Source organism: Pseudomonas sp. FBCC-B1565, from assembly GCF_059133265.1.
In genome coordinates, this window is sequence record NZ_CP101438.1 from 5,731,215 (window position 1) to 5,754,109 (window position 22,895).

Here is a 22,895-nt window from a genome sequence, read left to right on the forward strand (position 1 = left end):
TCTTGTACAGGAATCTCGCTGAGGGTTCGTGTATGTCCAGCACCACCAAACCGAAGATCGCCATCAGCGCCTGCCTGTTGGGCGAGAACGTGCGCTTCAACGGCGGCCATAAACAATCCCTGTTGTGCAGCCAGACCCTCGCCGACTATTTCGACTTCGTGCCGCTGTGCCCCGAAGTCGCCATCGGCCTGGGCATTCCACGCGAACCGATCCGCCTGGTGGGCGACCCCGCCCACCCGCAAGCCGTCGGCACCGTGAACCGCGAGTTGAACGTCACCCAGCCGCTGGACGATTACGGCCAGCAGATGGCTGCGGAACATACCGATCTGTGCGGCTACATCTTCATGCAGAAATCGCCGTCGTGCGGCCTTGAGCGGGTCAAGGTCTACCGCGACAACGGCACCCCGGTGGACGGTGGCGGGCGCGGCATCTACGCCCAGGCGTTCTGTGCGCGCCATCCCAACCTGCCGGTGGAAGAAGACGGTCGGCTGAACGACCCGGTGCTGCGGGAAAACTTCCTGACCCGCGTATTCGTCTACGCCAGCTGGCAGAAACTGTTGGCCGAAGGCCTGACCCGCCACCGCCTGCTGGCCTTTCATTCACGCTACAAATACTTGTTGATGGCCCACAGCCCGGCACACTACAAAAGCCTTGGCCACCTGCTGGGCAGCATGAACAAGGGCACCCAGCTCGATGAATTGGCGACCTGTTATTTCAGCGACCTGATGACCGGCCTCACCCAATGCGCCACCCGTGGCACCCACACCAACGTGCTGCAACACATCAGCGGTTATCTCAAGCAGGTCATCAGCGCCGACGACAAGCAGGAAATGCAGACCGTCATCGGCCAGTACCGTCACGGTATCGTGCCGCTGGTGGTGCCACTGACCCTGCTCAAACACCACTTTCGCCAACACCCGGACCGCTACATCGCGCAGCAGGCCTACCTGCAACCGCACCCGGAAAACCTCAGCCTGCGAAATGCGATCTAGACCATGAAAGCTGCCCTGCTAGACGAACCCGGTGAAGACATCGCCCAAGCCCTGGAAGATGGCTGGCTGCCGATCCGCGAAGTGGCGCGCCAGACCGGCGTCAACGCCGTGACCCTGCGCGCCTGGGAACGCCGTTACGGCCTGATCGTGCCCCAGCGCACGCCCAAGGGCCATCGGCTGTTCAGTGCCGAGCATGTGCAGCGCATCCACACCATCCTCACCTGGCTCAATCGCGGCGTGCCGGTGAGCCAGGTCAAAGGCCTGATCGACTCGGCCCAGTCCCTTCCCGAGGCGGTGGAAAACGAGTGGCACAGCCTGCGCCAGAACTTGGTGCAAGCCATCAGCGAATTGACCGAACGCCGAGTCGATGACGCCTTCAACCAGGCCATGGCGCTGTACCCGCCACGCACGTTGTGCGAGCAATTGATGCTGCCGCTGCTGCGAGAGTTGGAACAGCGTTGGCAAGGCCAGTTCGGCGCGCAGATGGAGCGGGTGTTTTTCCTCTCATGGCTGCGCAGCAAATTCGGCGCACGCATTTACCACAACAATCGCCAGTTGCACGGCGCGCCGTTGTTGCTGGTCAATCAGTCCGACCTGCCCCTGGAGCCACACCTGTGGCTCAGTGCCTGGCTCGCCAGCAGTGCCGATTGCCCGGTGGAGGTGTTCGACTGGCCGTTGCCCGCCGGCGAACTGGCCCTGGCGGTGGAGCACCTGCAACCGCGGGCCGTGCTGCTGTATTCGAGCAGAGCACTGCATGTGTCGGCGCTGGCAAAACTTTTGGGCGGCGTCCGTTGCCCAAAGTTGATCGTCGGACCAACGGTATGCATCCACCAGGCCGAGTTGGCCGTATTAACCCAGGACATCCCTGAATTGTTCGTCGCCGAAGAGTTGTTGTCGGCCCACCAGCTACTGATCCAGCGTGGACTCGTTTAAATGCATTTGATCTGGCTGCGCACCGACCTGCGCCTACACGACAACACCGCCCTGACCGCCGCGAGCCAGCGGGGGCCGATCGCCGCCGTGTACCTGATCACGCCCGAACAATGGCTGGCCCATGACGATGCACCGTGCAAGGTGGATTTCTGGCTGCGCAACCTGGATGACCTGAGCAAGACACTCGGCGAACTGAACATTCCCCTGCTGATCCGTACCGCAGCAACTTGGGACCAGGTGCCCGACGTACTGGGCACGCTGTGCCGTGAACTGGCGGTGGAGTCGGTGCACGTCAACGAGGAATACGGTATCCATGAAAGCCGTCGCGATGCGGCCGTGTCCAAGGCATTGGAGTCGGCGGGCATCAGCTTCCATAGTTACCTGGACCAACTGTTTTTCCAACCGGGCAGCGTGCTGACCAAGACCGGCACCTACTTCCAGGTGTTCAGCCAATTCCGTAAGGTCTGCTACACCCGCCTGCACAGCGCACTGCCGCGGATAGTCGCGGCCCCCAAGGCCCAGGCTGCGCTCACGCTGAAAAGCGACCCAATCCCGAAGACGGTCGACGGTTTCGAGCCACCCAGCGAGACCCTGCGCGCCCTCTGGCCTGCCGGTGAAGACGAAGCCCGGCGCCGCCTCGACGCCTTCGCCGACCAGCAGATCAGCTACTACAAGGACGAACGCGACTTCCCCGCCAAGCCCGGCACCAGCCAGCTGTCGGCGTACCTCGCCGCCGGCGTGGTATCGCCGCGCCAGTGCCTGCACGCCGCACTGCAAACCAACGGCGGCGAGTTTGAAAGCGGCGACATGGGCGCCATCACCTGGATCAACGAACTGCTGTGGCGCGAGTTCTACAAGCACATCCTGGTGGGTTACCCACGGGTGTCGCGCCACCGGGCGTTCCGCCCTGAGACCGAAGCCGTTGCCTGGCGTAACGCGCCCAAGGACCTGGCCGCCTGGCAGCAAGCGCGCACCGGCCTGCCGATCATCGACGCGGCCATGCGCCAACTGCTCGAAACCGGCTGGATGCACAACCGCCTGCGCATGGTCGTGGCAATGTTCCTGACCAAGAACCTGCTGATCGACTGGCGCGAGGGCGAACGTTTCTTCATGCGCCACCTGATCGACGGTGACCTGGCGGCCAATAACGGCGGCTGGCAATGGAGTTCGTCCACCGGCACCGACTCGGCGCCATACTTCCGGATTTTCAGCCCCTTGAGCCAGTCGGAAAAATTCGACAGCGAAGGCGTGTTCATCAAGCACTGGCTGCCGGAACTGGCCGCGCTGAATAAAAAAGAAGTACACAACCCCGAAGCCGCCGGTGGCTTGTTCGGCGTGGCGGATTACCCGCGTTCGATTGTCGACCTGAAAAAGTCCCGTGAACGCGCCCTGGCCGCCTTCCGCAGCCTGCCCTCGCGACAAGCTGCAGGGGGCGAGTATGAGTGACTTCCTGCGCCGCTTCGCCCAGGCCTTTTCCACGCTGGACAAGCACAACCTGCACTTGCTCGACAGCCTGTACAGCCAGGACATCCGCTTTACCGACCCGCTGCACGAGGTGCAGGGCCTGCCCGCCATGCACCGCTATTTCGCCGAGCTGTACAGCAACGTCAGCCAGCTACGCTTCGACTTCCACGGTTTCGATCAGGTGGCCGAAGGTGAGGGTTACCTGCGCTGGAAAATGAGTTTCTGCCACCCACGCCTGGCCAACGGCAAGGTGATCCGGGTGGAAGGTTGTTCGCACGTGATGTGGCGCGACAAGGTGTACCGCCACCGCGATTATTTCGATGCCGGCGCCATGCTCTACGAACACTTGCCCGTGCTGGGCAACGTCGTGGGCTGGCTGAAAAGGAGAATGGGATGAGCCGTACATTGCCTCGCCGTTATTGGCTGACCGGCGCCAGCAGTGGCATCGGTGCCGCGCTGGCCGTGGAGTTGCTCAACAGCGGCGCCCACGTCGCCTTGAGCTCACGTTCGAAAGGCCCGCTGGAAGCCCTCGCCCAACGCTACCCTGGCCAGGTGTTGGTGGTGGCCGGCGACCTGACCAACAGCCAGACCGTGCGCGAGATCGGTGAGCGCATTGGCGTGGCCTGGGGCGCGCTGGACACGGTCATCCTCAATGCCGGCACCTGTGAGTACGTGGACGCCCGGCAGTTTGACTCATCGATCATTGAGCACGTGGTGCGTACCAACCTGCTGGCCAGCAGTTATTGCATCGAAGCCGCCCTGCCGCTGCTGCGCGCCGGGCACACGCCGCACCTGGTAGGTGTCGCCAGCGCCGTGACCTACCTGCCGATGCCCCGCGCCGAGGCCTATGGCGCGTCCAAGGCCGGCCTGCGCTATCTGTTCGAATCCTTGCGCATCAGCCTGTCGCCGGAAAATATCGACGTCACCGTGATCAGCCCGGGCTTTGTCGACACGCCGCTGACCGAACGCAATGACTTCCCCATGCCCCTCAGTTGGTCGGCGGATAAAGCCGCACGGCATATTTTCGCCAAGCTGGAAAAGCGCCCGTTGGAAATCGCCTTTCCCGCACTGTTCATCGCCACGTTGTGGCCGCTGTCGAAACTGCCGAACCGTGCGCAACTGATCATCGGCAAGCGCATGTTGCGCAGCCCGCCGCCGAAAAAGGACGACCTGTGAAGATCGCCATTATCGGCAGCGGCATCGCCGGGCTGACCAGCGCCTATCTGCTCAGCCGCCGTCACGACATCACCCTGTTCGAAGCGGGCGACCGCGTCGGCGGGCATACCCACACGGTCAACGTCACCGTCGAGGGTAAACGCTACGCGGTCGACACCGGTTTCATCGTGTTCAACGACTGGACCTACCCCAACTTCATCCGCCTGCTGGGGCAGATCGGGGTGGCGTTCAAACCGACCGAGATGAGCTTTTCGGTGTGCGACGAGCACACCCGGTTCGAGTACAACGGCAACAACCTCAACAGCCTGTTTGCCCAGCGTCGCAACATCCTGTCGCCGGGGTTCTGGGGCATGTTGCGCGATATCCTGCGGTTCAATCGCCAGGCGCCGCTGGACCTGCAGGAGCAGCGCATCAGCGCCGAGATGACCCTGGGCGACTATCTCAGCGCCGGTGGTTACGGCGAGCGGTTTGTGCGGCACTACATCGTGCCGATGGGCGCGGCGATCTGGTCGATGTCCCTGGCCGATATGCTGGGGTTCCCGTTGCAGTTCTTTGTGCGCTTTTTCAAGAACCACGGGTTGCTCTCGGTGAACAACCGTCCGCAGTGGTGTGTGATCGAAGGTGGTTCAAGCAACTATATCGAACCCTTGACCCGCAGTTTTCGCGAACAGATCCGCCTCAATTGCCCTGTGCATAAAGTGGCACGCACCGACAACGGTGTGGTTATCCACAGCCCGGCCGGCAGTGAAGGGTTTGATCGCGTGGTGTTCGCCTGCCACAGCGACCAGGCCCTGGCGTTGCTGGCCGACCCGAGCCAGGCCGAACAGGAGATCCTCGGCGCCATGCCCTACGCCGACAATGACGTGGTGCTACACACCGACACGCGCCTGTTGCCCGACCGCAAACTCGCCTGGGCCAGCTGGAATTACCGGCTGACCGGCGATCGCCAGGCACAGGCGGCGGTGACCTATGACATGAACATCCTGCAAGGCATCGACAGCGCCACCACGTTTTGCGTCAGCCTCAACCAGACGCCAATGATCAACCCACTGAAGGTGCTGGCCCGCTACACCTACGCCCACCCGCAATACAGCCTGGCGGCGGTGGCGGCACAAGCGCGTCGCGAGGAAATATCCGGTGTGCGCCAGACGTTTTACTGCGGCGCGTACTGGGCCAACGGCTTTCACGAAGACGGCGTGGTCAGCGCATTGCGCGTGGCCGAAGCCTTTGGGGAAACCCTGTGAACAGCGCCCTGTACAGCGGCTGGATCGCCCATCGGCGGTTTGCGCCCAAAGCCCATGCCTTTCGCTACCGCATCGGCCTGCTGTACCTGGATTTGAGCGAAGAACACCAAGTGCTTGGGCTCTCGCCCTTGGCCGGGCGCAGTCGCCTGGCCCCCTTCGGTTTTCGCCAGCAGGATTACCTGCGTGAATGGACGCGCACCGGCATGAGCTTGAGCGATGCCGTGCGTCAGGAAGTCGGCAAGGCACTGGGGCATACACCCCAGGGCGTTATCTGCCTACTGACCCAGGCCCGTAGTTGGGGCCTGGCTTTTAACCCCGTGAGTTTCTTCTACTGCTTCGAGGCCGACGGACGTCTGGCCGCGATCCTGTGTGAAGTGACCAACACCCCATGGCGCGAACGCTATCACTACGTGCTGCCGGCCCAGGCCCTGGACGCCGATGAGCACCAGCATTTCGCCGTGGCCAAGGCCTTCCATGTGTCGCCGTTTCTACCCCGCGACCTGGAATACCGCATGAGCTTCAGCCCTCCCGCCGCCAGGCTCGGCGTGCACATGGCCGATTGGCAGGGCACGCAGAAAATCTTCGACGCCACGTTGAGCCTGGAGAAAGAAACGCTGGATCGCGCCAGCCTGCATCGCTACCTGTGGCGTTTCCCCTGGATGACCGCCAAGACCTGCCTCGCCATTTACTGGCAGGCTTTGCGCCTGTTGCTCAAACGCACGCCGATTTTTTCCCACCGGGCCGCCGATGGCGCCTCTCGCACCGCAGTCGGGTACACCAAGGATCGCCGCCATGAAATCCCCTAGCTTATCGGTCAAGACTCACCGCCTGAACGTCAACGGCATGACCGCCGCGCTGCTGCGCAAGGCGGTATTGCGCCAACTCAGCCAACTGCGCCATGGCCAGTTGGTGGTGATCGAGGACGGCGAGCGGCAAGTGTTCGGCGCACGGGAAGCGCACTTGCTGGGGGAAATCCAGATCCTGGACTCTGCCGTGTGGGGCCTCGTGGCGGCCAGCGGGTCCATCGGCGCCGGCGAAGCGTTTATCCACGGTTACTGGACCAGCCCGGACCTGACCGCCGTGGTGCGCGTGATGGTCAGCAACCTGGACGTGCTCGATGCAATGGAAGGCGGCCTGGCACGCCTGGCGCGGCCGTTCACCCAGGGCCTGCACTGGCTCAACCGCAACACGCGCAAGGGTTCGCAGAAGAACATCGCCGCCCACTACGACCTGGGCAACGACCTGTTCGAAGAATTCCTCGACCCAACCATGATGTACTCAGCGGCGCAGTTTCTGACGCCCGACGACACCCTCGAACAGGCGCAGTTGAACAAGCTGGAGCGCATCTGCCAGAAGCTTGCCCTCAAGCCCACCGACCACCTGCTGGAAATCGGCACCGGCTGGGGCAGCATGGCGCTGTACGCGGCGCAGCATTACGGCTGCCAGGTCACCACCACGACACTCTCCAAGGAACAGTTCGCCTACACCCAACAGCGCATCGAAGCCCTGGGGTTGCAAGGCCAGGTCACGCTGCTGCTGCAGGACTACCGCGACCTCACCGGCCAATACGACAAGCTGGTGTCCATCGAGATGATCGAGGCGGTGGGCCATCGCTTCCTGCCGACCTACTTCAAACAGTGCGCGCACCTGCTCAAGAACGATGGGCTGATGTTGCTGCAAGCCATCACCATTCGTGAGCAACGCTTTGAACAGGCCAAGCGCAGCGTGGATTTTATCCAGCGCTATATCTTCCCCGGCGGCGCCCTGCCCTGTGTGCAGAACATGCTGCACATCGTCAGCCGCAACACCGACATGAACCTGCTGCACATGGAAGATTTCGGCCTGCACTACGCACGAACCCTACGCCTGTGGCATGAGAATTTTCGTCGCGCCCACGGTCGCCTCGCCGAGCTGGGCTACGACGAATACTTCCTGCGCCTGTGGGAGTTTTACCTGTGCTACTGCGAAGGCGGCTTCATGGAGCGCACCATTGGCACCGCGCAATTGCTGCTGGCCAAGCCATCGGCGATCAACCCGCCGCTGCTCGGGCGCTTCAATGCTTAAGACGCTGGCCAATGCCGTGCTGTTTCAGTGCGGTTGGTTTGCCTGTGTGCTGGGTGGGGACAGCCCGTGGTTAATGGTGGGGCTTGCCGTGCTGGCAGTTCACCTGCTGTGGATAAGTTCGTGGGCTGAAGACGGCAGGTTGATCCTGAGCGTGATGGTTCTGGGCACCCTATTGGACACCGCGTTGCGCATGCTGGGGGTGTTTGAGTTCACGGAACCGGGCACGTTGATTCCCTTCTGGTTGATCCTGCTATGGGCATTGCTGGCGACGACGTTGCGTCATTGCCTGGCCTGGAGTGCCCGTCCCTGGTGGCGTGCCGCCGTGCTGGGTGCGCTGGGCGGCCCGCTGTCTTATTACGCCGGTAGCCAACTGGCAGGGGTGCAGTTTGGTTTCGGCTTCGCGCCCACGATGGTTGCGCTGGCGCTGCTGTGGGCGATGGTGTTTGTGGGTTTGCATCGGCTGGCGCGCTGACGTCCGTCAGCCGTTTCACACGTGCGTCACCCGCTTGCCTTACACTGCACGCCTATGACCAACATCCCCCACACCCAAATCGCCGAACCCGCCGTCACCTGCTCGACGTGTGCGGCCTGCTGCTGCCAGCTGGAAGTCATGTTGATCACCGACACCGGCGTGCCGGAGCGCTATATCGATACCGATGAGTGGGGCGGTGAAGTGATGCTGCGCCTGGACGACGGCTGGTGCGCGGCGCTGGACCGGGACACGATGATGTGCACGATCTACGAGCGGCGGCCACTGATTTGTCGGGAGTTCGAGATGGGCGCGCCGGAGTGCCTGGAAGAGCGACAGGGCATCGCTACCGCCTACCGCTGATGCTGAAGATTGTGGCAATCAACTGTGGGAGGGGGCTTGCCCCCTCCCACATATTTTTTTCAGTGTCCTGAAGAGTTACAACGGCAAGGTGTAATGCAACGAGTAGCTCTCTACCCCGTCGTTATTGCTGCTGATACCCGCATTGGAATAATGCGTGGCACGAATACCCACCTCATGCCCACCCGCGAAGCGCAGGCCGAAACCCAGGCGGTCTTCGAACTGAAAGGCCTGGCCGATGTTGTTGTCTTCCAGCTTGGTGCGGGAAAACACTGCGACCCCGATCCCGGCCTCGATGTAAGGCTTCACCGATTCCCCGGCAAATTCATACACAAACACCGGCGAGAACGACAGGCTGCTGGCGCTGGCCCGCTTGTCCCCATCCCAATAGGTGTAGGCGCCGCTCCAGTAGCCGGTCAACCGGCCGGTATCGCTCTGCCACCAGCTTTTGTCCCAGTCCGATGTCAGCCCCAGCCGATAGGTCATGGTCGAATCGCTGGTGCTCCCCACCCCCAGTTCCAGGCCAGCGGCCTGCGCCGAAACAGAGTGCCCCACTACAGCGGCCGCAATCGCAGCCAAACAGAACAAGCGCTTCATAAGAAACATCCTTTCCGAACGAAGTTATATGATTTTCTACAGGCTATCTCGCTATAGGAAGCTGGCGTGTAGCCAGAAGTTCCAGCTAATAACGCGGGTATTTCACGAAATTTTCACGAGTCGAAGCTTCTCACAACGCCCGGATATTTCCATAGTGTCGGTAGGATATTTCTTAGGTGACACACATCGCCACTGGTCCAGAACTGTGCCGGTGCTGGATTGCCGACGGCCAATAGGTCGCGCTCACCCAGCAAACGTTTGAGCTGGCGGGCCACGGCAGCGCCGGTGTCGATGAGGATGATGCTGGGGGGCAGCATGTGCGCCAGGAGCGGCTTGAGGAAGGGATAGTGGGTGCAGCCGAGGATGACAGTGTCGCAACCGGCGCTGAGCAGCGGGTCGATATAGCCCTGCAATAACTGGCGCAAGGCCGGGCTGGTCAGGTCACCGCTTTCGATCAGCTCCACCAGGCCCGGGCACGGTTGGGTGATGACCTTCACATCGGTAGCGAAGCGGTCGAGCAGCGCGGCGAACTTGGCGCTTTGCAGCGTGCCGGTGGTGGCAAGCACCCCGACCACGCCACTGCGGGTAGCTGCCGCCGCCGGTTTGACAGCAGGCTCCATCCCCACCAGCGGCCAATCGGGAAAATCCAGACGCAGATCAGCGACGGCGGCAACAGTGGCGGTATTACAAGCAATCACAAAGGCTTTGGCGCCCTGCGCCTGGAAAAATGCCGCCACCTGCCGCGAGCGTTCAAGGATAAACGCCGGGCTTTTCTCGCCGTAGGGGATATGCCCACAATCGGCCACGTACAGCAGTGATTCCTGGGGCAATAGCTGCTGGATTTCGTCCAGCACGGTCAAGCCACCGATACCGGAATCGAACACACCGATTGGCGCGCCCTTAACCATGTGGCGTCCCGCACACGCTGCAACCGGGGTCACGCTTGACGCGCAACTCGCGAAAGCGCGTGGCCAGGGCGTCGATCAGCAACAAGCGGCCTACCAACGGTTCACCGAAACCGGCCAGCAGTTTCAGGGCTTCCAGTGCTTGCAGGCTACCGACCACACCAACCAATGGCCCGACCACGCCGGCTTCGCTGCAGGTGAGTTCTGTGTCGCTGCCGTGCCCATATAGGCAGTGGTAGCACGGGCTCTCGGCGCGACGCGGGTCGAACACCGACAGTTGCCCTTCAAGACGGATCGCCGCGCCGCTGATCAAGGGCTTGCCGGCGGCGACGCAGGCCGCGTTGACGGCTTCGCGGGTGGAGAAGTTGTCGCTGCAATCGAGCACCACATCGACCGCTTCAACCGCCGCAGCCAGGGAGTCGGCATCCAGCGCGGTGCGATGGGCGACCAGTTGAATCTCGGGATTGATCGCCGCCAGGCGACGCAGGGCCGAGTCGACCTTGGTCTGCCCGACGCTGTCAGTGTCATGGATGATCTGGCGTTGCAGGTTGGTCAGGTCGACGGTGTCGAAGTCCGCCAGATGCAACTCGCCGACGCCGGCAGCTGCGAGGTACAACGCGACGGGCGCACCCAGGCCACCGAGGCCGACGATCAAGGCACGGCCGTTTTTCAGGCGCAACTGGCCGTCGATGTCGACATGCTGCAACAGAATCTGCCGGCTATAGCGCAACAGCTCCTGATCGGTCAGCACGGCCGGCGCCCCAGGGTGATGCGCTCATGGCCGCCGAGGTCGATGCGGCTGTGCACCTCTTCAAACCCTTCACTCAACAGCAGGTCGCGCACGGCCGGGGCCTGGTCGTAACCGTGCTCCAGCAACAGCCGGCCACCGGCATTCAGGTGGGCCGGGGCTTCTTTGATGATCAGGCGCAGGTCGTCCAAGCCATCATGGCCGGCCACCAATGCGCTGGCCGGCTCGAAACGCACGTCGCCCGCCACCAGGTGCGGATCGTTGGCGGCAATGTACGGCGGGTTGCTGATGATCAGGTCATAGGTATGGCCGTGCAGCGCGCTGAACCAATGGCTGTTCAGCACCGTGGCGTTATTGAGGTGCAGCCGCTGGCGGTTGCGCTCGGCCAGGGCCACGGCTTCCAGCACACGGTCGACGGCGGTGACCTGCCAGCCCGGGCGCTCGCTGGCCAGGGCCAGGGCGATGGCGCCGCTGCCAGTGCCGAGGTCGAGGACCTTGGCGGGCGTGGCGGGCAACAATTCCAGGGCGGTTTCCACCAGCAATTCGGTATCCGGACGCGGGATCAGCGTGTGGGGCGCGACCTCCAGGTCCAGCTTCCAGAAGCCTTGCTGGCCGAGGATATAGGCCACCGGCTCACCGCCGCGACGGCGTTGCAGGTAGCCGGCAAAGGTCAGCGCGTGCTCGCTGCTGACGATTTTCTCGGGCCAGGTATGCAGGTAACTGCGCGACTTACCCAGGGCAGCCGCCAGCAACAATTCGGCATCCAGGCGCGCCGTGGGCGAGTCGGGCAGGTCGGCGGCGCGCAGCAGGCTGGCGATAATGGTCATTTAATCACCTATCGCGGCCAGTTGATCGGCCTGGTATTCGGCGAGCAACGGCTCGATCACCGCATCCACTCCACCGGCAAGGATCTCGTCCAGGGAGTAAAGGGTGAGGTTGACCCGGTGGTCGGTGACCCGGCCTTGGGCAAAGTTGTAGGTACGGATGCGCTCGGAGCGGTCGCCCGAGCCCACCAGCAACTTGCGCTCGCTGGCAATCGCGTTGGCGGCGGCGCTGGTCTGCTGGTCATTGAGTTTGGCCGACAGCCAGGACATAGCCCGCGCCCGGTTCTTGTGCTGGGAGCGCTCTTCCTGGCACTCCACCACGATGCCCGACGGCAAGTGCGTGATGCGGATCGCCGAGTCGGTCTTGTTGACGTGCTGACCGCCGGCGCCCGAGGAGCGGTAGGTGTCGATGCGCAGGTCGGCCGGGTTGATCTCGATGGCTTCCTGCTCGTCCGGCTCGGGCAATACGGCAACGGTGCACGCCGAAGTGTGGATACGGCCCTGGGACTCGGTCGCGGGGACACGCTGCACGCGGTGCGCGCCGGACTCGAATTTGAGCTTGCCGTAGACGTTGTCGCCTTCGACCCGTGCAATGACTTCTTTATAGCCGCCGTGTTCGCCTTCGTTCTCGGACAGGATCTCTACACGCCAGCCACGACGTTCGGCATACCGCGAGTACATACGGAACAGGTCGCCGGAGAAGATCGCCGCCTCGTCGCCGCCGGTACCGGCGCGGATTTCGAGGAACACGTTGCGCCCGTCATTCGGGTCCTTGGGCAGCAGCATGCGTTGCAGGTCGCCTTCCAGCTCGGCGAGTTTTTCCTTGGCTTCGCGGACTTCTTCCACGGCCATTTCGCGCATGTCCGGGTCGCTGTCCTTAAGCAGTGCCTGGGCACCTTCAAGGTCGGCCTGCACCTTCAGCAGATTCTTGTAAGTGGCCACAACGGGCTCAACTTCGGCGTATTCCTTGGAATAGGCACGGAATTTGCTCTGATCGGAGATGACCTCGCCATCGCCGAGCAAGGCGGTCAGTTCTTCGAAACGGTCCTGGAGCACGTCCAGTTTATTGAGCAGTGACGCTTTCATTGCGGTTTTTTATCCGAAGAGCTATCTGACGCGCCCTCACCGAGGGCAAAGAGTTCCTGGGCCATGGCCAGCGCATCGAGGCGGCCTTCGGCGGTAAGCTTTTTCAGTTGCACGCTGGGTGCATGCAGCAATTTGTTGGTGAGGCCACGGGCCAGTTGCATCAGCACTTCCTCGGCACTACTACCGTTGGCCAGCAAGCGCTGGGCCTTGATCAATTCCTCGTCGCGCAGGCGTTCGCCTTGCTGACGATACGCCTTGAGCACGTCCACCGCCGCCAGTTCACGCAGGCGCACCATGAAGTCTTCGGCGCCGGTGCTGACCATCTCCTCGGCGGCCTGGGCAGCACCCTGGCGGCTCTTGAGGTTTTCGGCAACCACTTCGTGCAGATCGTCGACGCTATAGAGGTAAACGTCGTCCAACTCGCCGACTTCGGGCTCGATATCCCGGGGAACGGCAATATCCACCATGAAGATCGGCTTGTGCTTGCGCAGCTTCAGCGCGCTCTCGACCGCGCCCTTGCCCAGGATCGGCAGTTGGCTGGCGGTGGAGCTGATGACGATATCGCTGCGCACCAGTTCGGCCGGAATGTCCGCCAGCAACACCGCATGGGCGCCGAACTGCTCGGCGAGGATGCTGGCGCGCTCCAATGTGCGGTTGGCGACCACGATACGCTTCACGCCCAGGTCATGCAGATGGCGGGCAACCAGCGTGATGGTCTCGCCAGCGCCGATCAGCAGCGCCTGGCTGCGTTGCAAGTCACTGAAAATCTGTTTGGCCAGGCTTACGGCGGCAAACGCCACGGACACCGGGTTTTCACCGATGGCGGTGTCGGTGCGCACCTGCTTGGCGGAATTGAAGGTGGCCTGGAACAGGCGCCCCAGCAGCGGGCCGACGGTGCCGGCTTCACGCGCCACGGCGTAGGCGGACTTCATCTGGCCCAGAATCTGCGGCTCGCCCAACACCAGCGAATCGAGGCCGGCCGCCACACGCATCATGTGACGAACTGCCGCATCCTCTTCGTGCACATAAGCGCTGGCGCGAAGGTCATCGAGGTCCAAATGATGGTAATCGGCCAGCCAGCGCAGTACGACATCCGCTGAAAGATGCTCCTGCTCTATATAAAGCTCGCTGCGATTGCAGGTCGAAAGGATCGCAGCTTCGCGGCTGTCGGTGAGCCGGCAGAGCTGCTGCAAGGCCTCAACCAACTGCTCAGGCGTAAACGCCACGCGCTCGCGCACGTCTACGGAGGCAGTCTTGTGGTTAATACCGAGTGCGAGGAAGGCCATTCAATATCGCTGATGATGTCGGGAAGCCGACAATTGTCCTACTTCGAAAGATTCAGAACAACCACCGTCGTCTATTGTCCTAATGCCTTGTGTCTATAAAGGCATCAACTGAGACTCGGTTATGTTTGGCCGAAGGCTTGTGTCATGATGATCCGACCGCAGGTTAGTCGTCCTCTTCCTATATGAATAGATCTTCCGCGTTGCTCCTCGCCTTTGTCTTTCTCAGCGGCTGCCAGGCCATGGCCCCCGTGTCGCCGGACGGTACGCCGCCGGTGGAAGACACCACTCCCGCCCCTGAAAAGCCCAAGGTTTATTCCTCGTTCACCGAAGAAACGGTGTACAGCCTGCTGACCGCGGAACTGGCCGGCCAGCGCAATCGCTTCGATATTGCGCTGGATAACTACGTGACCCAGGCCATCAACACCCAGGATCCGGGAATTTCCGAGCGGGCCTTCCGCATCGCCGAGTACCTGGGGGCCGATCAGGCTGCGCTGGACTCCTCGCTGATCTGGGCGAAAAACGCTCCGGACGACCTGGAAGCACAGCGGGCGGCAGCCATTCAGTTGGCACGCGCCGGGCGCTATGACGACTCCATGGTCTATATGGAGAAAGTCCTGCAGGGCAAGGGCGACACCCATTTCGACTTCCTCGCGCTGTCGGCTGCCGACACCGACCAGGACACGCGCAATGGCCTGATGAAGAGTTTCGACCGCCTGCTGCAAAAGCACCCGAAGAACAGCCAGTTGATTTTTGGCAAGGCGTTACTGCTGCAACAGGATGATGAAGCCGATGCGGCCCTGAAGCTGCTGGAGCAGAATCCGCCGGAAGAAGGCGAAATCGCGCCGATCCTGCTGCGCGCACGCCTGCTGCAGAACCTCAATCGCGGCAAGGAAGCGATTCCGCTGCTGGAAAAAAGCCTCAAGAAGTATCCGGACGACAAGCGCCTGCGCCTGACTTACGCACGCATGCTGGTGGAACAGGACCGCATGGAGGACGCCAAAGTGCAGTTCGCCAACCTGGTCCAGCAATACCCGGACGACGACGAATTGCGTTATTCCCTGGCACTGGTGTGCCTGGAAGCCAAGGCCTGGGACGAGGCCAAGGGTTACCTGGAGGAGCTGATCCAACGTGAAAGCCATGTGGATTCGGCGCACCTGAACCTCGGCCGTATCGCCGAAGAGCGCAACGATCCGCAAGCCGCCCTGCTCGAATATGCCCAGGTCGGCCCCGGCAACGACTACCTGCCCGCCCAATTGCGCCAGGCCGACATCCTGATGAGCAACGGCCGCACCGACGAGGCGGAGAAACGCCTGGCCGCCGCGCGGGATGCCGAACCGGATTACGCGATCCAGCTCTACCTGATCCAGGCCGAAACCCTGTCGGCCAACAACCAGGGCGAGCGCGCCTGGAAGCTGCTGCAACAAGCCTTGCTGCAATTCCCGGATGATTTGAACCTGCTGTACACCCGCGCCATGCAGGCGGAAAAACGCAATGACCTGGCGCAGATGGAAAAAGACCTGCGCCTGATCATCAAGCGCGATCCGGACAACGCCATGGCCCTAAACGCCCTGGGCTACACCTTGTCCGACCGCACCACGCGCTACGACGAAGCCAAGGTGCTGATCGAGCAAGCCCACAAGCTCAACCCGGAGGACCCGGCCGTGCTCGACAGCCTGGGCTGGGTGAATTACCGCCTGGGCAACCTGGATGAGGCCGAACGCTTGCTGCGCCAGGCGCTGGAGCGCTTCCCCGACCAGGAAGTCGCCGCCCACTTGGGCGAAGTGCTGTGGGCCAATGGCAAACAGCGCGAAGCACGCCAGATCTGGGAAAAATTCCTCAAGGAACAACCCGAAAGCCCTATCCTGCGCGGCACCATCAAGCGCCTGACCGGATCCGAGACTCTTTAAGCTTATGTTCTTGCGCCACGTTGTTATTTTCAGCCTCATAGCCCTGCTCGCCGGTTGCGCGGGCATCGGCAGCCGTGAATCCGTTGAAGGCCAGGGCAACCCGGCGCAATGGAAGCAGCACAAGGACCAGCTCAGCAGCATCGATGGCTGGCAGATCGAAGGCAAAGTGGGGGTTCGCGCGCCGAAAGACTCCGGCAGCGGCACCTTGTTCTGGCTGCAACGCCAGGACTACTACGATATTCGCCTGTCTGGCCCGCTGGGCCGTGGCGCCGCACGCCTGACCGGCCGGCCGGGGCAAGTCAGCCTTGAAGTGGCCAACCAGGGCCGCTACGAAGCGGCTTCTCCGGAAGAATTGCTGGAACAACAGATCGGCTGGAAGCTGCCGGTGTCTCACCTGGTGTGGTGGGTACGCGGTTTGCCCGCACCTGACAGCAAGAGTCGCCTGAGCCTCAACGGCGACAGCCGCCTGGCCAGCCTGGAGCAGGATGGTTGGCAGGTCGAGTATTTGAGCTACGTAGAGCAAAGCGGCTATTGGTTGCCAGAGCGCATCAAGCTGCATGGTCCCGACCTTGACGTCACACTGGTGATCAAGGACTGGCAACCACGCAAGCTGGGGCAATAACGTGTCCGTACAAACATTGACCCTGCCCTCCCCGGCCAAGCTCAACCTGATGCTGCACATTCTCGGTCGCCGTGAAGACGGCTATCACGAACTGCAGACGCTGTTTCAATTCCTCGACTACGGCGACGAGCTGACCTTCGCTGTACGCGACGATGGCGTGATCAAGCTGCATACCGAATTCGAAGGCGTGCCTCACGACAGTAACCTGATCGTGAAGGCCGCAAAAAAACTTCAGGAGCAATCCGGTTGCGCGCTCGGCATCGATATCTGGATCGATAAAATCCTGCCCATGGGCGGTGGCATCGGCGGTGGCAGCTCGAATGCCGCGACAACTCTGCTGGGCCTGAATCACTTGTGGCAACTGGGTTGGGACCATGATCGGCTGGCCACACTGGGCCTGACACTGGGCGCCGACGTCCCGGTTTTCGTGCGTGGGCACGCGGCTTTCGCCGAGGGTGTGGGGGAGAAACTCACCCCGGAATACCCCGAAGAGCCGTGGTATGTCGTGCTTGTGCCGCAAGTATCTGTAAGTACAGCAGAAATTTTTTCAGATCCGTTGTTGACACGTAACTCTTCTCCCATTAAAGTGCGCCCCGTTCCCAAGGGAAACAGTCGAAATGACTGCTTACCGGTTGTAGCAAGGCGTTATCCAGAGGTACGTAACGCTTTGAATTTGTTAGGTAAATTTACCGAAGCAAAATTAACCGGAACTGGAAGTTGTGTGTTTGGGGGCTTCCCAAGCAAAGCTGAAGCTGATAAAGTCTCGGCCCTTCTTACAGAGACCCTTACAGGGTTTGTAGCAAAGGGAAGCAACGTTTCGATGTTGCATCGCAAGTTGCAAAGTCTGCTCTAAAGGAACCGAGTGTTAGGCACTCGTTGCAACAGATACAGGGGCGTCGCCAAGCGGTAAGGCAGCAGGTTTTGATCCTGCCATGCGTTGGTTCGAATCCAGCCGCCCCTGCCATTTTCCTATACTCATCCAGGTTACCCTCAGCCTCTAGGTACTGCGCGTGTCCAAGATGATGGTCTTTACGGGGAACGCCAACCCCGATCTGGCTCGACGTGTCGTACGTCAGCTGCATATCCCTCTCGGTGACATCTCTGTCGGTAAATTCTCCGACGGCGAAATTACAGCCGAGATCAATGAAAACGTCCGCGGTAAAGACGTGTTCATTATTCAGCCGACCTGCGCTCCGACCAACGATAACCTGATGGAACTCGTCGTGATGGCTGATGCCTTCCGCCGCTCCTCAGCGACTCGAATCACAGCTGTAATCCCTTACTTTGGTTATGCCCGTCAGGATCGCCGTCCGCGCTCCGCACGTGTGGCCATCAGCGCGAAAGTCGTTGCTGACATGCTGACCGTGGTAGGTATCGACCGTGTTCTCACGGTTGACCTGCACGCTGACCAAATCCAGGGGTTCTTCGATATTCCGGTAGATAACATCTACGGCTCCCCCGTATTGGTGGATGACATCGAAGACCAGCGCTTTGAAAACCTGATGATCGTGTCCCCGGACATTGGTGGCGTCGTGCGTGCACGGGCCGTTGCCAAATCCCTGGGCGTGGACCTCGGGATCATCGACAAACGCCGCGAGAAAGCCAATCACTCTGAAGTGATGCATATCATCGGTGATGTCGAAGGGCGTACCTGTATTCTGGTTGATGACATGGTCGACACCGCCGGCACCCTGTGCCACGCGGCGAAAGCCTTGAAAGAGCACGGTGCCGCTAAAGTCTTCGCCTACTGCACACACCCTGTGCTGTCGGGCCGAGCGATCGAGAACATCGAGAATTCCATGCTGGACGAACTGGTGGTGACCAACACCATCCCGTTGTCCGCTGCTGCTCAAGCCTGTTCGCGTATCCGTCAACTGGATATCGCACCGGTAGTTGCCGAGGCGGTTCGCCGTATCAGCAATGAAGAATCGATCAGCGCGATGTTCCGCTAAGGGTCAAACCTTCGGTACATTCCACTGACGAAAAGCGCCCCGCCCCGACATTCTGTTGGGGCGGGGCTTTTTTGCCCATGTCGAGGCCGGCGCTGGTCGCAAACGCCGCTCGATGATGGCTATTTTGGAGATACAAAATGACTGACTTTACTCTGAACGCCCAAGCGCGTACTGACCTGGGGAAAGGTGCGAGCCGCCGCCTGCGTCACGCCGCCAACATCCCAGCCGTTGTATACGGTGGTAACAAGCCTGCTGAATCCGTGACCATCCTGGCCAAGGAAATCGCCAAGCTGTTCGAAAACGAAGCTGCCTACAGCCACGTTATCGAGCTGAACGTCGACGGCGCCAAGCAGAACGTCATCGTTAAAGCGATGCAGCGTCACCCGTCCAAGCAGTTCATCATGCACGCAGACTTCGTTCGCGTTGTAGCTGGCCAGAAACTGACCGCTATCGTGCCTGTGCACTTTGTTGGTGAAGACGCTCCGGTCAAGAAAGGCGGCGAGATCTCGCACGTACTGAACGAAATCGAAGTGACCTGCCTGCCGAAAGACCTGCCTGAGTTCATCGAAGTCGACCTGTCGGCTCTGGAAATCGGCGCTATCGTTCACCTGTCCGACCTCAAGGCCCCTAAAGGCGTTGAGTTTGTCGCACTGGCTCACGGTGATGACAAAGCAGTTGCCAACGTTCACGCTCCACGCGTTGCTCCAGAAGCTGAAGAAGGCGCTGCAGAGTAATTCACTCTGCATTGCCGGAGCTTGAGGAAACATCGCGGACCGAAACGTAGCGAGAAAGCGGGCGATAACGCGGCGTTTACTCTTGAGTAAATGATGTAGTGTCGTCCACTTTCGCCGCACTCAGGTCTGGCGATGTTATCCACAACTCCAAAGGAAGGGCCCCTGTCGTGACTGCCATTAAACTGATCGTTGGCCTGGGAAATCCAGGCGCCGAATACGAACAGACCCGGCATAACGCGGGGGCCCTTTTTGTTGAGCGCATCGCCCACGCCCAAGGTGTGAACCTGGTGGCCGATCGCAAATATTTCGGCCTGACCGGGCGCTTTTCGCACCAGGGTCAGGATGTTCGTCTGCTGATTCCCACCACCTACATGAACCGCAGCGGCCAGGCTGTCGCGGCGCTTGCGGGTTTCTTCCGGATCAAACCCGAGGAAATCCTGGTGGCCCATGACGAACTGGACCTGCCACCCGGTGTTGCCAAGCTCAAGCTGGGCGGCGGGCATGGCGGGCACAACGGCCTGCGCGACATCATCGCGCAGTTGGGTAATCAGAATAATTTCTACCGTCTGCGGCTCGGCATTGGCCACCCAGGCGTTGCCAGTATGGTTTCAAATTTCGTCCTGGGTCGTGCGCCACGCGCCGAACAGGAAAAACTCGATGCCAGCATCGACTTTGCCCTCGGCGTGCTGCCGGATATCTTCGCCGGTGAATGGAACCGCGCGATGAAAAACCTGCACAGCCAGAAGGCCTGACTCTTACCGAGGGGAAACACCATGGGATTCAATTGCGGCATCGTCGGCCTGCCCAACGTCGGCAAATCCACCCTGTTCAACGCCCTGACCAAATCCGGTATTGCGGCGGAGAACTTCCCCTTCTGCACCATCGAGCCCAACAGCGGTATCGTGCCGATGCCGGATCCACGCTTGGACGCCCTGGCGGCCATCGTCAATCCCAAGCGCATCCTGCCGACCACCATGGAGTTCGTCGACATCGCCGGCCTGGTCGCCGGTGCGTCGAAGGGTGAAGGCCTGGGCAACAAGTTCCTGGCCAACATCCGTGAGACCGATGCCATCGCTCACGTGGTCCGCTGCTTTGAAGACGAGAACGTAATCCACGTATCCAACAGCGTCGACCCGAAACGCGACATCGAGATCATCGACCTGGAACTGATCTTCGCCGACCTCGACAGCTGCGAGAAGCAACTGCAGAAAGTCGCACGTAACGCCAAGGGCGGCGACAAGGACGCAGTCGTCCAGAAAGGCCTGCTGGAGCAGTTGATTGCTCACTTCACCGAAGGCAAGCCGGCACGCAGCCTGATGAAGAACATGGGCGCCGATGAGAAGGCCGTGATCAAGGGTTTCCACCTGCTGACCACCAAGCCGGTGATGTACATCGCCAACGTCGCTGAAGACGGTTTCGAGAACAACCCACTGCTGGACGTGGTCAAGGCCATCGCCGACGAAGAAGGCGCCATCGTGGTGCCGGTGTGCAACAAGATCGAAGCGGAAATCGCCGAGCTGGATGACGGTGAAGAAAAAGACATGTTCCTCGAGGCCCTGGGCCTGGAAGAACCTGGCCTGAACCGTGTGATCCGCGCCGGTTATGAAATGCTCAACCTGCAGACCTACTTCACCGCCGGTGTCGAAGAAGTCCGTGCGTGGACCGTCAAGGTCGGTGCTACCGCACCACAGGCTGCTGGGGTGATCCACACGGACTTCGAAAAAGGGTTTATCCGCGCCGAAGTGATTGCCTACAACGACTTCATCCAGTTCAAGGGTGAGGCCGGTGCCAAGGAAGCGGGCAAGTGGCGTTTGGAAGGTAAGGAATACATTGTAAAAGATGGCGATGTGATGCATTTCCGGTTTAACGTGTAATCATCACTCGCCATTTAAGCTACAGATAAAAAAGCTGATGCTCTGCATCGGCTTTTTTTATGCGTGACTGTTTAATGCTCAACAAGTGACTACTCACATCAAAATATTAAATAATTTCAGACTTCTCCTACCCCCCCTCAAGCTCAAGTTCAAAATAGTCACTTTATCGCCACAAAAAAGAGACACTTCCCCACAAGACTTTCCCCCTTCCCACCTTAAGAAAGTATGAAAACTTCTATACCCTAGGCGTTACTAGTCAGCATCTACATACCGTATTTTTGACAATGGCGTAATAGCGAGCACGGAGCATCATTCAATGTCGGCTGCCTTCAACAAAGAAAATGAAACGGCAACGTCACTCATCGAAGGCCCGGACATTGAACAGACACTTAACAGCACGGCGACCCTCAATATTGACCTGCTGTTACTGGGAGAAACCGGTACCGGCAAGGATACCTTGGCAGAGCGAATTCATCGCTTATCGGGACGCCGAGGCAACTTTGTTGCCGTGAACTGTGCGGCCATCCCGGAAAGCCTTGCGGAAAGCCAATTGTTCGGCGTCAACAGTGGTGCCTATACCGGAGCGATGCAATCCAGGGCAGGCTTCATTGAGGCAGCCCACCTGGGCACGCTCTACCTTGATGAGATCGATAGCATGCCATTGGGCCTGCAAGCCAAACTGCTGCGCGTTCTGGAGTCGCGTGGAGTAGAGCGCCTGGGCTCAACCCGTTTCATCCCTGTGGACATGCGTGTCATCGCGTCTGCCCAAGCTTCTCTCCACCAGATGGTCGAACGGGGCACCTTTAGACGTGATCTTTATTTCCGCCTGAATGTCGTGAACATCCAGCTGCCGCCATTACGCGATCGACGTGAGCACATCATTCCGTTGTTCCTGGAAATGGTCCAGCAGGAAGCCGACCACTTCAAATGCACAGCCCCGCCCCCTTCAGGCGGGTTACTGCAACAACTGCTCAGTCACTCGTGGCGCGGGAATATTCGTGAGCTCCGGTCGACAGCAAAACGCTTTGTGCTGGGCTTGTCACCGCTCTCCCCCCCCGGAGACAGCCAGCGAGAAACCCAAGTAAGCCTTAAAGTTCGCCTGCAACAAATTGAAAAAGCTTTGATAGAGGAGTCGCTGCATCGCCACCGCCATTGTGTAGACACCGCGGCCGTAGAACTAGGCCTTGCAAAGCGCACGCTGTACTACCGAATGAAACAACTGGACATATCACTGGCAAAAACCTATTCATTGGAAAACATATAGAAACATATGCTCTCGAAAATATCCGGAACGTTTCATACACGCTCGCCACACAGTCATAGCTTGGATTAAGTTTATCAGCCTTGCAGACCCGCTGTGTGTCTTGATCCGAGGCGAGTAAATCAAACCCTATAGATGAACTTGGAGTTTATTATGAGTATTTCTGGTATATCTGGTAGCAACAACAACGCAATATTTCAACAGCTCAAAGATATGTTATCGGGCAATGAAGTATCCCCAGGCAGCGATGACCAGATCGCGCGAGCAGCCGCAGTCGCCGAGAAAGGTTTTCAGCAGAGCCTGCAAGCGAAGACCATTACAAACGCGTACTCCGCAGGTAAAGAAGTGCGATAACGCAATAACCTCCCCGGCTCGACTGCCGGGGAGGCCGCTATAT

Annotated in this window: 25 protein-coding genes and 1 tRNA gene; 20 read left to right on the top strand and 6 right to left on the bottom strand. The window is 60.3% G+C overall.

Annotation, left to right across the window (positions count from 1 at the left end; genetic code table 11):
• Positions 1-32 precede the first annotated feature (32 nt).
• Genes NL123_RS26570 through NL123_RS26615 form a run of 10 tightly spaced genes read left to right on the top strand, consistent with a single transcriptional unit; the run spans position 33 to position 8,705 of the window.
• Complete coding sequence (locus NL123_RS26570; protein WP_494356661.1) at positions 33-992, top strand: YbgA family protein; 960 nt, start codon at positions 33-35, stop codon at positions 990-992.
• Between the two features lie 3 nt (positions 993-995).
• The gene (locus tag NL123_RS26575; protein WP_494356662.1) at positions 996-1,925 is read left to right on the top strand and encodes a MerR family transcriptional regulator; all 930 of its coding nucleotides are present in this window, start codon (positions 996-998) and stop codon (positions 1,923-1,925) included.
• The gene (gene phrB, locus NL123_RS26580) at positions 1,926-3,371 is read left to right on the top strand and encodes a deoxyribodipyrimidine photo-lyase (RefSeq protein WP_494356663.1); all 1,446 of its coding nucleotides are present in this window, start codon (positions 1,926-1,928) and stop codon (positions 3,369-3,371) included.
• Complete coding sequence (locus tag NL123_RS26585; protein ID WP_248486035.1) at positions 3,364-3,786, top strand: nuclear transport factor 2 family protein; 423 nt, start codon at positions 3,364-3,366, stop codon at positions 3,784-3,786. The genes phrB and NL123_RS26585 overlap by 8 nt, the downstream gene beginning before the upstream one ends.
• On the top strand, positions 3,783-4,565 hold the full coding sequence (locus NL123_RS26590; RefSeq protein WP_248486033.1) for an SDR family NAD(P)-dependent oxidoreductase: 783 nt from the start codon (positions 3,783-3,785) through the stop codon (positions 4,563-4,565). The genes NL123_RS26585 and NL123_RS26590 overlap by 4 nt, the downstream gene beginning before the upstream one ends.
• On the top strand, positions 4,562-5,809 hold the full coding sequence (locus NL123_RS26595) for an NAD(P)/FAD-dependent oxidoreductase (protein ID WP_248486031.1): 1,248 nt from the start codon (positions 4,562-4,564) through the stop codon (positions 5,807-5,809). The genes NL123_RS26590 and NL123_RS26595 overlap by 4 nt, the downstream gene beginning before the upstream one ends.
• Complete coding sequence (locus tag NL123_RS26600; protein ID WP_248486029.1) at positions 5,806-6,615, top strand: DUF1365 domain-containing protein; 810 nt, start codon at positions 5,806-5,808, stop codon at positions 6,613-6,615. The genes NL123_RS26595 and NL123_RS26600 overlap by 4 nt, the downstream gene beginning before the upstream one ends.
• Positions 6,602-7,873, top strand: coding sequence for an SAM-dependent methyltransferase (locus NL123_RS26605; protein WP_248486027.1), 1,272 nt, complete (start codon positions 6,602-6,604; stop codon positions 7,871-7,873). Before NL123_RS26600 ends, NL123_RS26605 begins: the two co-directional genes overlap by 14 nt.
• A complete protein-coding gene (locus tag NL123_RS26610; protein ID WP_248486025.1) occupies positions 7,866-8,345 on the top strand; it encodes a DUF2878 domain-containing protein in 480 nt (159 codons plus the stop codon). Before NL123_RS26605 ends, NL123_RS26610 begins: the two co-directional genes overlap by 8 nt.
• Positions 8,346-8,399: 54 nt before the next feature.
• On the top strand, positions 8,400-8,705 hold the full coding sequence (locus NL123_RS26615) for a YkgJ family cysteine cluster protein (protein WP_105524328.1): 306 nt from the start codon (positions 8,400-8,402) through the stop codon (positions 8,703-8,705).
• Between the two features lie 75 nt (positions 8,706-8,780).
• On the opposite strand, the gene NL123_RS26620 is transcribed toward NL123_RS26615, so the two are convergent.
• The 6 genes from NL123_RS26620 to hemA all read right to left on the bottom strand — a co-directional run bounded on the left by NL123_RS26620 (position 8,781) and on the right by hemA (position 14,148).
• On the bottom strand, positions 8,781-9,299 hold the full coding sequence (locus NL123_RS26620) for an acyloxyacyl hydrolase (RefSeq protein ID WP_058423103.1): 519 nt from the start codon (positions 9,297-9,299) through the stop codon (positions 8,781-8,783).
• Between the two features lie 113 nt (positions 9,300-9,412).
• Positions 9,413-10,207, bottom strand: coding sequence for a glutamate racemase (gene murI, locus NL123_RS26625; protein ID WP_248486023.1), 795 nt, complete (start codon positions 10,205-10,207; stop codon positions 9,413-9,415).
• Entirely contained in the window at positions 10,200-10,955 is a 756-nt protein-coding gene (locus NL123_RS26630) for a molybdopterin-synthase adenylyltransferase MoeB (protein WP_248486021.1), read from the bottom strand. Before NL123_RS26630 ends, murI begins: the two co-directional genes overlap by 8 nt.
• Positions 10,949-11,779, bottom strand: coding sequence for a peptide chain release factor N(5)-glutamine methyltransferase (gene prmC, locus NL123_RS26635; protein WP_494356664.1), 831 nt, complete (start codon positions 11,777-11,779; stop codon positions 10,949-10,951). The genes NL123_RS26630 and prmC overlap by 7 nt, the downstream gene beginning before the upstream one ends.
• Entirely contained in the window at positions 11,780-12,862 is a 1,083-nt protein-coding gene (gene prfA / locus NL123_RS26640) for a peptide chain release factor 1 (RefSeq protein ID WP_494356665.1), read from the bottom strand.
• Complete coding sequence (hemA, locus tag NL123_RS26645) at positions 12,859-14,148, bottom strand: glutamyl-tRNA reductase (RefSeq protein ID WP_058423108.1); 1,290 nt, start codon at positions 14,146-14,148, stop codon at positions 12,859-12,861. Before hemA ends, prfA begins: the two co-directional genes overlap by 4 nt.
• 182 nt (positions 14,149-14,330) lie before the next feature.
• Here hemA and NL123_RS26650 point away from each other — a divergent pair, with 182 nt between their 5' ends.
• The 10 genes from NL123_RS26650 to NL123_RS26695 all read left to right on the top strand — a co-directional run bounded on the left by NL123_RS26650 (position 14,331) and on the right by NL123_RS26695 (position 22,852).
• Positions 14,331-16,055, top strand: a complete 1,725-nt coding sequence (locus NL123_RS26650; RefSeq protein WP_494356666.1) for a tetratricopeptide repeat protein — start codon at positions 14,331-14,333, stop codon at positions 16,053-16,055.
• A 4-nt stretch (positions 16,056-16,059) separates the two neighbouring features.
• The gene (gene lolB, locus NL123_RS26655; RefSeq protein WP_494356667.1) at positions 16,060-16,677 is read left to right on the top strand and encodes a lipoprotein insertase outer membrane protein LolB; all 618 of its coding nucleotides are present in this window, start codon (positions 16,060-16,062) and stop codon (positions 16,675-16,677) included.
• 1 nt (position 16,678) lies between these two features.
• Complete coding sequence (ispE, locus tag NL123_RS26660; RefSeq protein ID WP_248486013.1) at positions 16,679-17,530, top strand: 4-(cytidine 5'-diphospho)-2-C-methyl-D-erythritol kinase; 852 nt, start codon at positions 16,679-16,681, stop codon at positions 17,528-17,530.
• A gap of 36 nt (positions 17,531-17,566) precedes the next feature.
• Positions 17,567-17,641, top strand: a tRNA-Gln gene (locus NL123_RS26665).
• Positions 17,642-17,687: 46 nt separating this feature from the next.
• Positions 17,688-18,629, top strand: coding sequence for a ribose-phosphate pyrophosphokinase (locus NL123_RS26670; RefSeq protein ID WP_003208392.1), 942 nt, complete (start codon positions 17,688-17,690; stop codon positions 18,627-18,629).
• A gap of 137 nt (positions 18,630-18,766) precedes the next feature.
• On the top strand, positions 18,767-19,363 hold the full coding sequence (locus tag NL123_RS26675) for a 50S ribosomal protein L25/general stress protein Ctc (protein ID WP_033896953.1): 597 nt from the start codon (positions 18,767-18,769) through the stop codon (positions 19,361-19,363).
• A gap of 167 nt (positions 19,364-19,530) precedes the next feature.
• Complete coding sequence (gene pth / locus NL123_RS26680; RefSeq protein WP_010213318.1) at positions 19,531-20,115, top strand: aminoacyl-tRNA hydrolase; 585 nt, start codon at positions 19,531-19,533, stop codon at positions 20,113-20,115.
• A 21-nt stretch (positions 20,116-20,136) separates the two neighbouring features.
• Positions 20,137-21,237 (top strand): redox-regulated ATPase YchF, encoded by a 1,101-nt coding sequence (gene ychF, locus NL123_RS26685; protein WP_003171595.1) that lies wholly within the window; start codon positions 20,137-20,139, stop codon positions 21,235-21,237.
• Between the two features lie 316 nt (positions 21,238-21,553).
• On the top strand, positions 21,554-22,501 hold the full coding sequence (locus tag NL123_RS26690) for a sigma 54-interacting transcriptional regulator (RefSeq protein WP_248486009.1): 948 nt from the start codon (positions 21,554-21,556) through the stop codon (positions 22,499-22,501).
• Positions 22,502-22,651: 150 nt separating this feature from the next.
• Positions 22,652-22,852 carry a hypothetical protein gene (locus NL123_RS26695; protein ID WP_494356668.1) on the top strand — a complete coding sequence of 67 codons (201 nt, stop codon included), beginning with the start codon at positions 22,652-22,654 and terminating at the stop codon, positions 22,850-22,852.
• The last annotated feature ends 43 nt before the right edge of the window (positions 22,853-22,895 follow it).

Excerpts from the sequence above, each read along its gene's own strand:
- NL123_RS26570 (WP_494356661.1), top strand. The coding sequence starts at position 33 with ATGTCCAGCACCACCAAACCGAAGATCGCCATCAGCGCCTGCCTGTTG.
- NL123_RS26575 (WP_494356662.1), top strand. The coding sequence starts at position 996 with ATGAAAGCTGCCCTGCTAGACGAACCCGGTGAAGACATCGCCCAAGCC.
- phrB (WP_494356663.1), top strand. The coding sequence starts at position 1,926 with ATGCATTTGATCTGGCTGCGCACCGACCTGCGCCTACACGACAACACC.
- NL123_RS26585 (WP_248486035.1), top strand. The coding sequence starts at position 3,364 with ATGAGTGACTTCCTGCGCCGCTTCGCCCAGGCCTTTTCCACGCTGGAC.
- NL123_RS26590 (WP_248486033.1), top strand. The coding sequence starts at position 3,783 with ATGAGCCGTACATTGCCTCGCCGTTATTGGCTGACCGGCGCCAGCAGT.
- NL123_RS26605 (WP_248486027.1), top strand. The coding sequence starts at position 6,602 with ATGAAATCCCCTAGCTTATCGGTCAAGACTCACCGCCTGAACGTCAAC.
- NL123_RS26610 (WP_248486025.1), top strand. The coding sequence starts at position 7,866 with ATGCTTAAGACGCTGGCCAATGCCGTGCTGTTTCAGTGCGGTTGGTTT.
- NL123_RS26615 (WP_105524328.1), top strand. The coding sequence starts at position 8,400 with ATGACCAACATCCCCCACACCCAAATCGCCGAACCCGCCGTCACCTGC.
- NL123_RS26620 (WP_058423103.1), bottom strand. The coding sequence starts at position 9,299 with ATGAAGCGCTTGTTCTGTTTGGCTGCGATTGCGGCCGCTGTAGTGGGG.
- murI (WP_248486023.1), bottom strand. The coding sequence starts at position 10,207 with ATGGTTAAGGGCGCGCCAATCGGTGTGTTCGATTCCGGTATCGGTGGC.
- prmC (WP_494356664.1), bottom strand. The coding sequence starts at position 11,779 with ATGACCATTATCGCCAGCCTGCTGCGCGCCGCCGACCTGCCCGACTCG.
- prfA (WP_494356665.1), bottom strand. The coding sequence starts at position 12,862 with ATGAAAGCGTCACTGCTCAATAAACTGGACGTGCTCCAGGACCGTTTC.
- hemA (WP_058423108.1), bottom strand. The coding sequence starts at position 14,148 with ATGGCCTTCCTCGCACTCGGTATTAACCACAAGACTGCCTCCGTAGAC.
- NL123_RS26650 (WP_494356666.1), top strand. The coding sequence starts at position 14,331 with ATGAATAGATCTTCCGCGTTGCTCCTCGCCTTTGTCTTTCTCAGCGGC.
- lolB (WP_494356667.1), top strand. The coding sequence starts at position 16,060 with ATGTTCTTGCGCCACGTTGTTATTTTCAGCCTCATAGCCCTGCTCGCC.
- NL123_RS26675 (WP_033896953.1), top strand. The coding sequence starts at position 18,767 with ATGACTGACTTTACTCTGAACGCCCAAGCGCGTACTGACCTGGGGAAA.
- ychF (WP_003171595.1), top strand. The coding sequence starts at position 20,137 with ATGGGATTCAATTGCGGCATCGTCGGCCTGCCCAACGTCGGCAAATCC.
- NL123_RS26690 (WP_248486009.1), top strand. The coding sequence starts at position 21,554 with ATGTCGGCTGCCTTCAACAAAGAAAATGAAACGGCAACGTCACTCATC.
- NL123_RS26695 (WP_494356668.1), top strand. The coding sequence starts at position 22,652 with ATGAGTATTTCTGGTATATCTGGTAGCAACAACAACGCAATATTTCAA.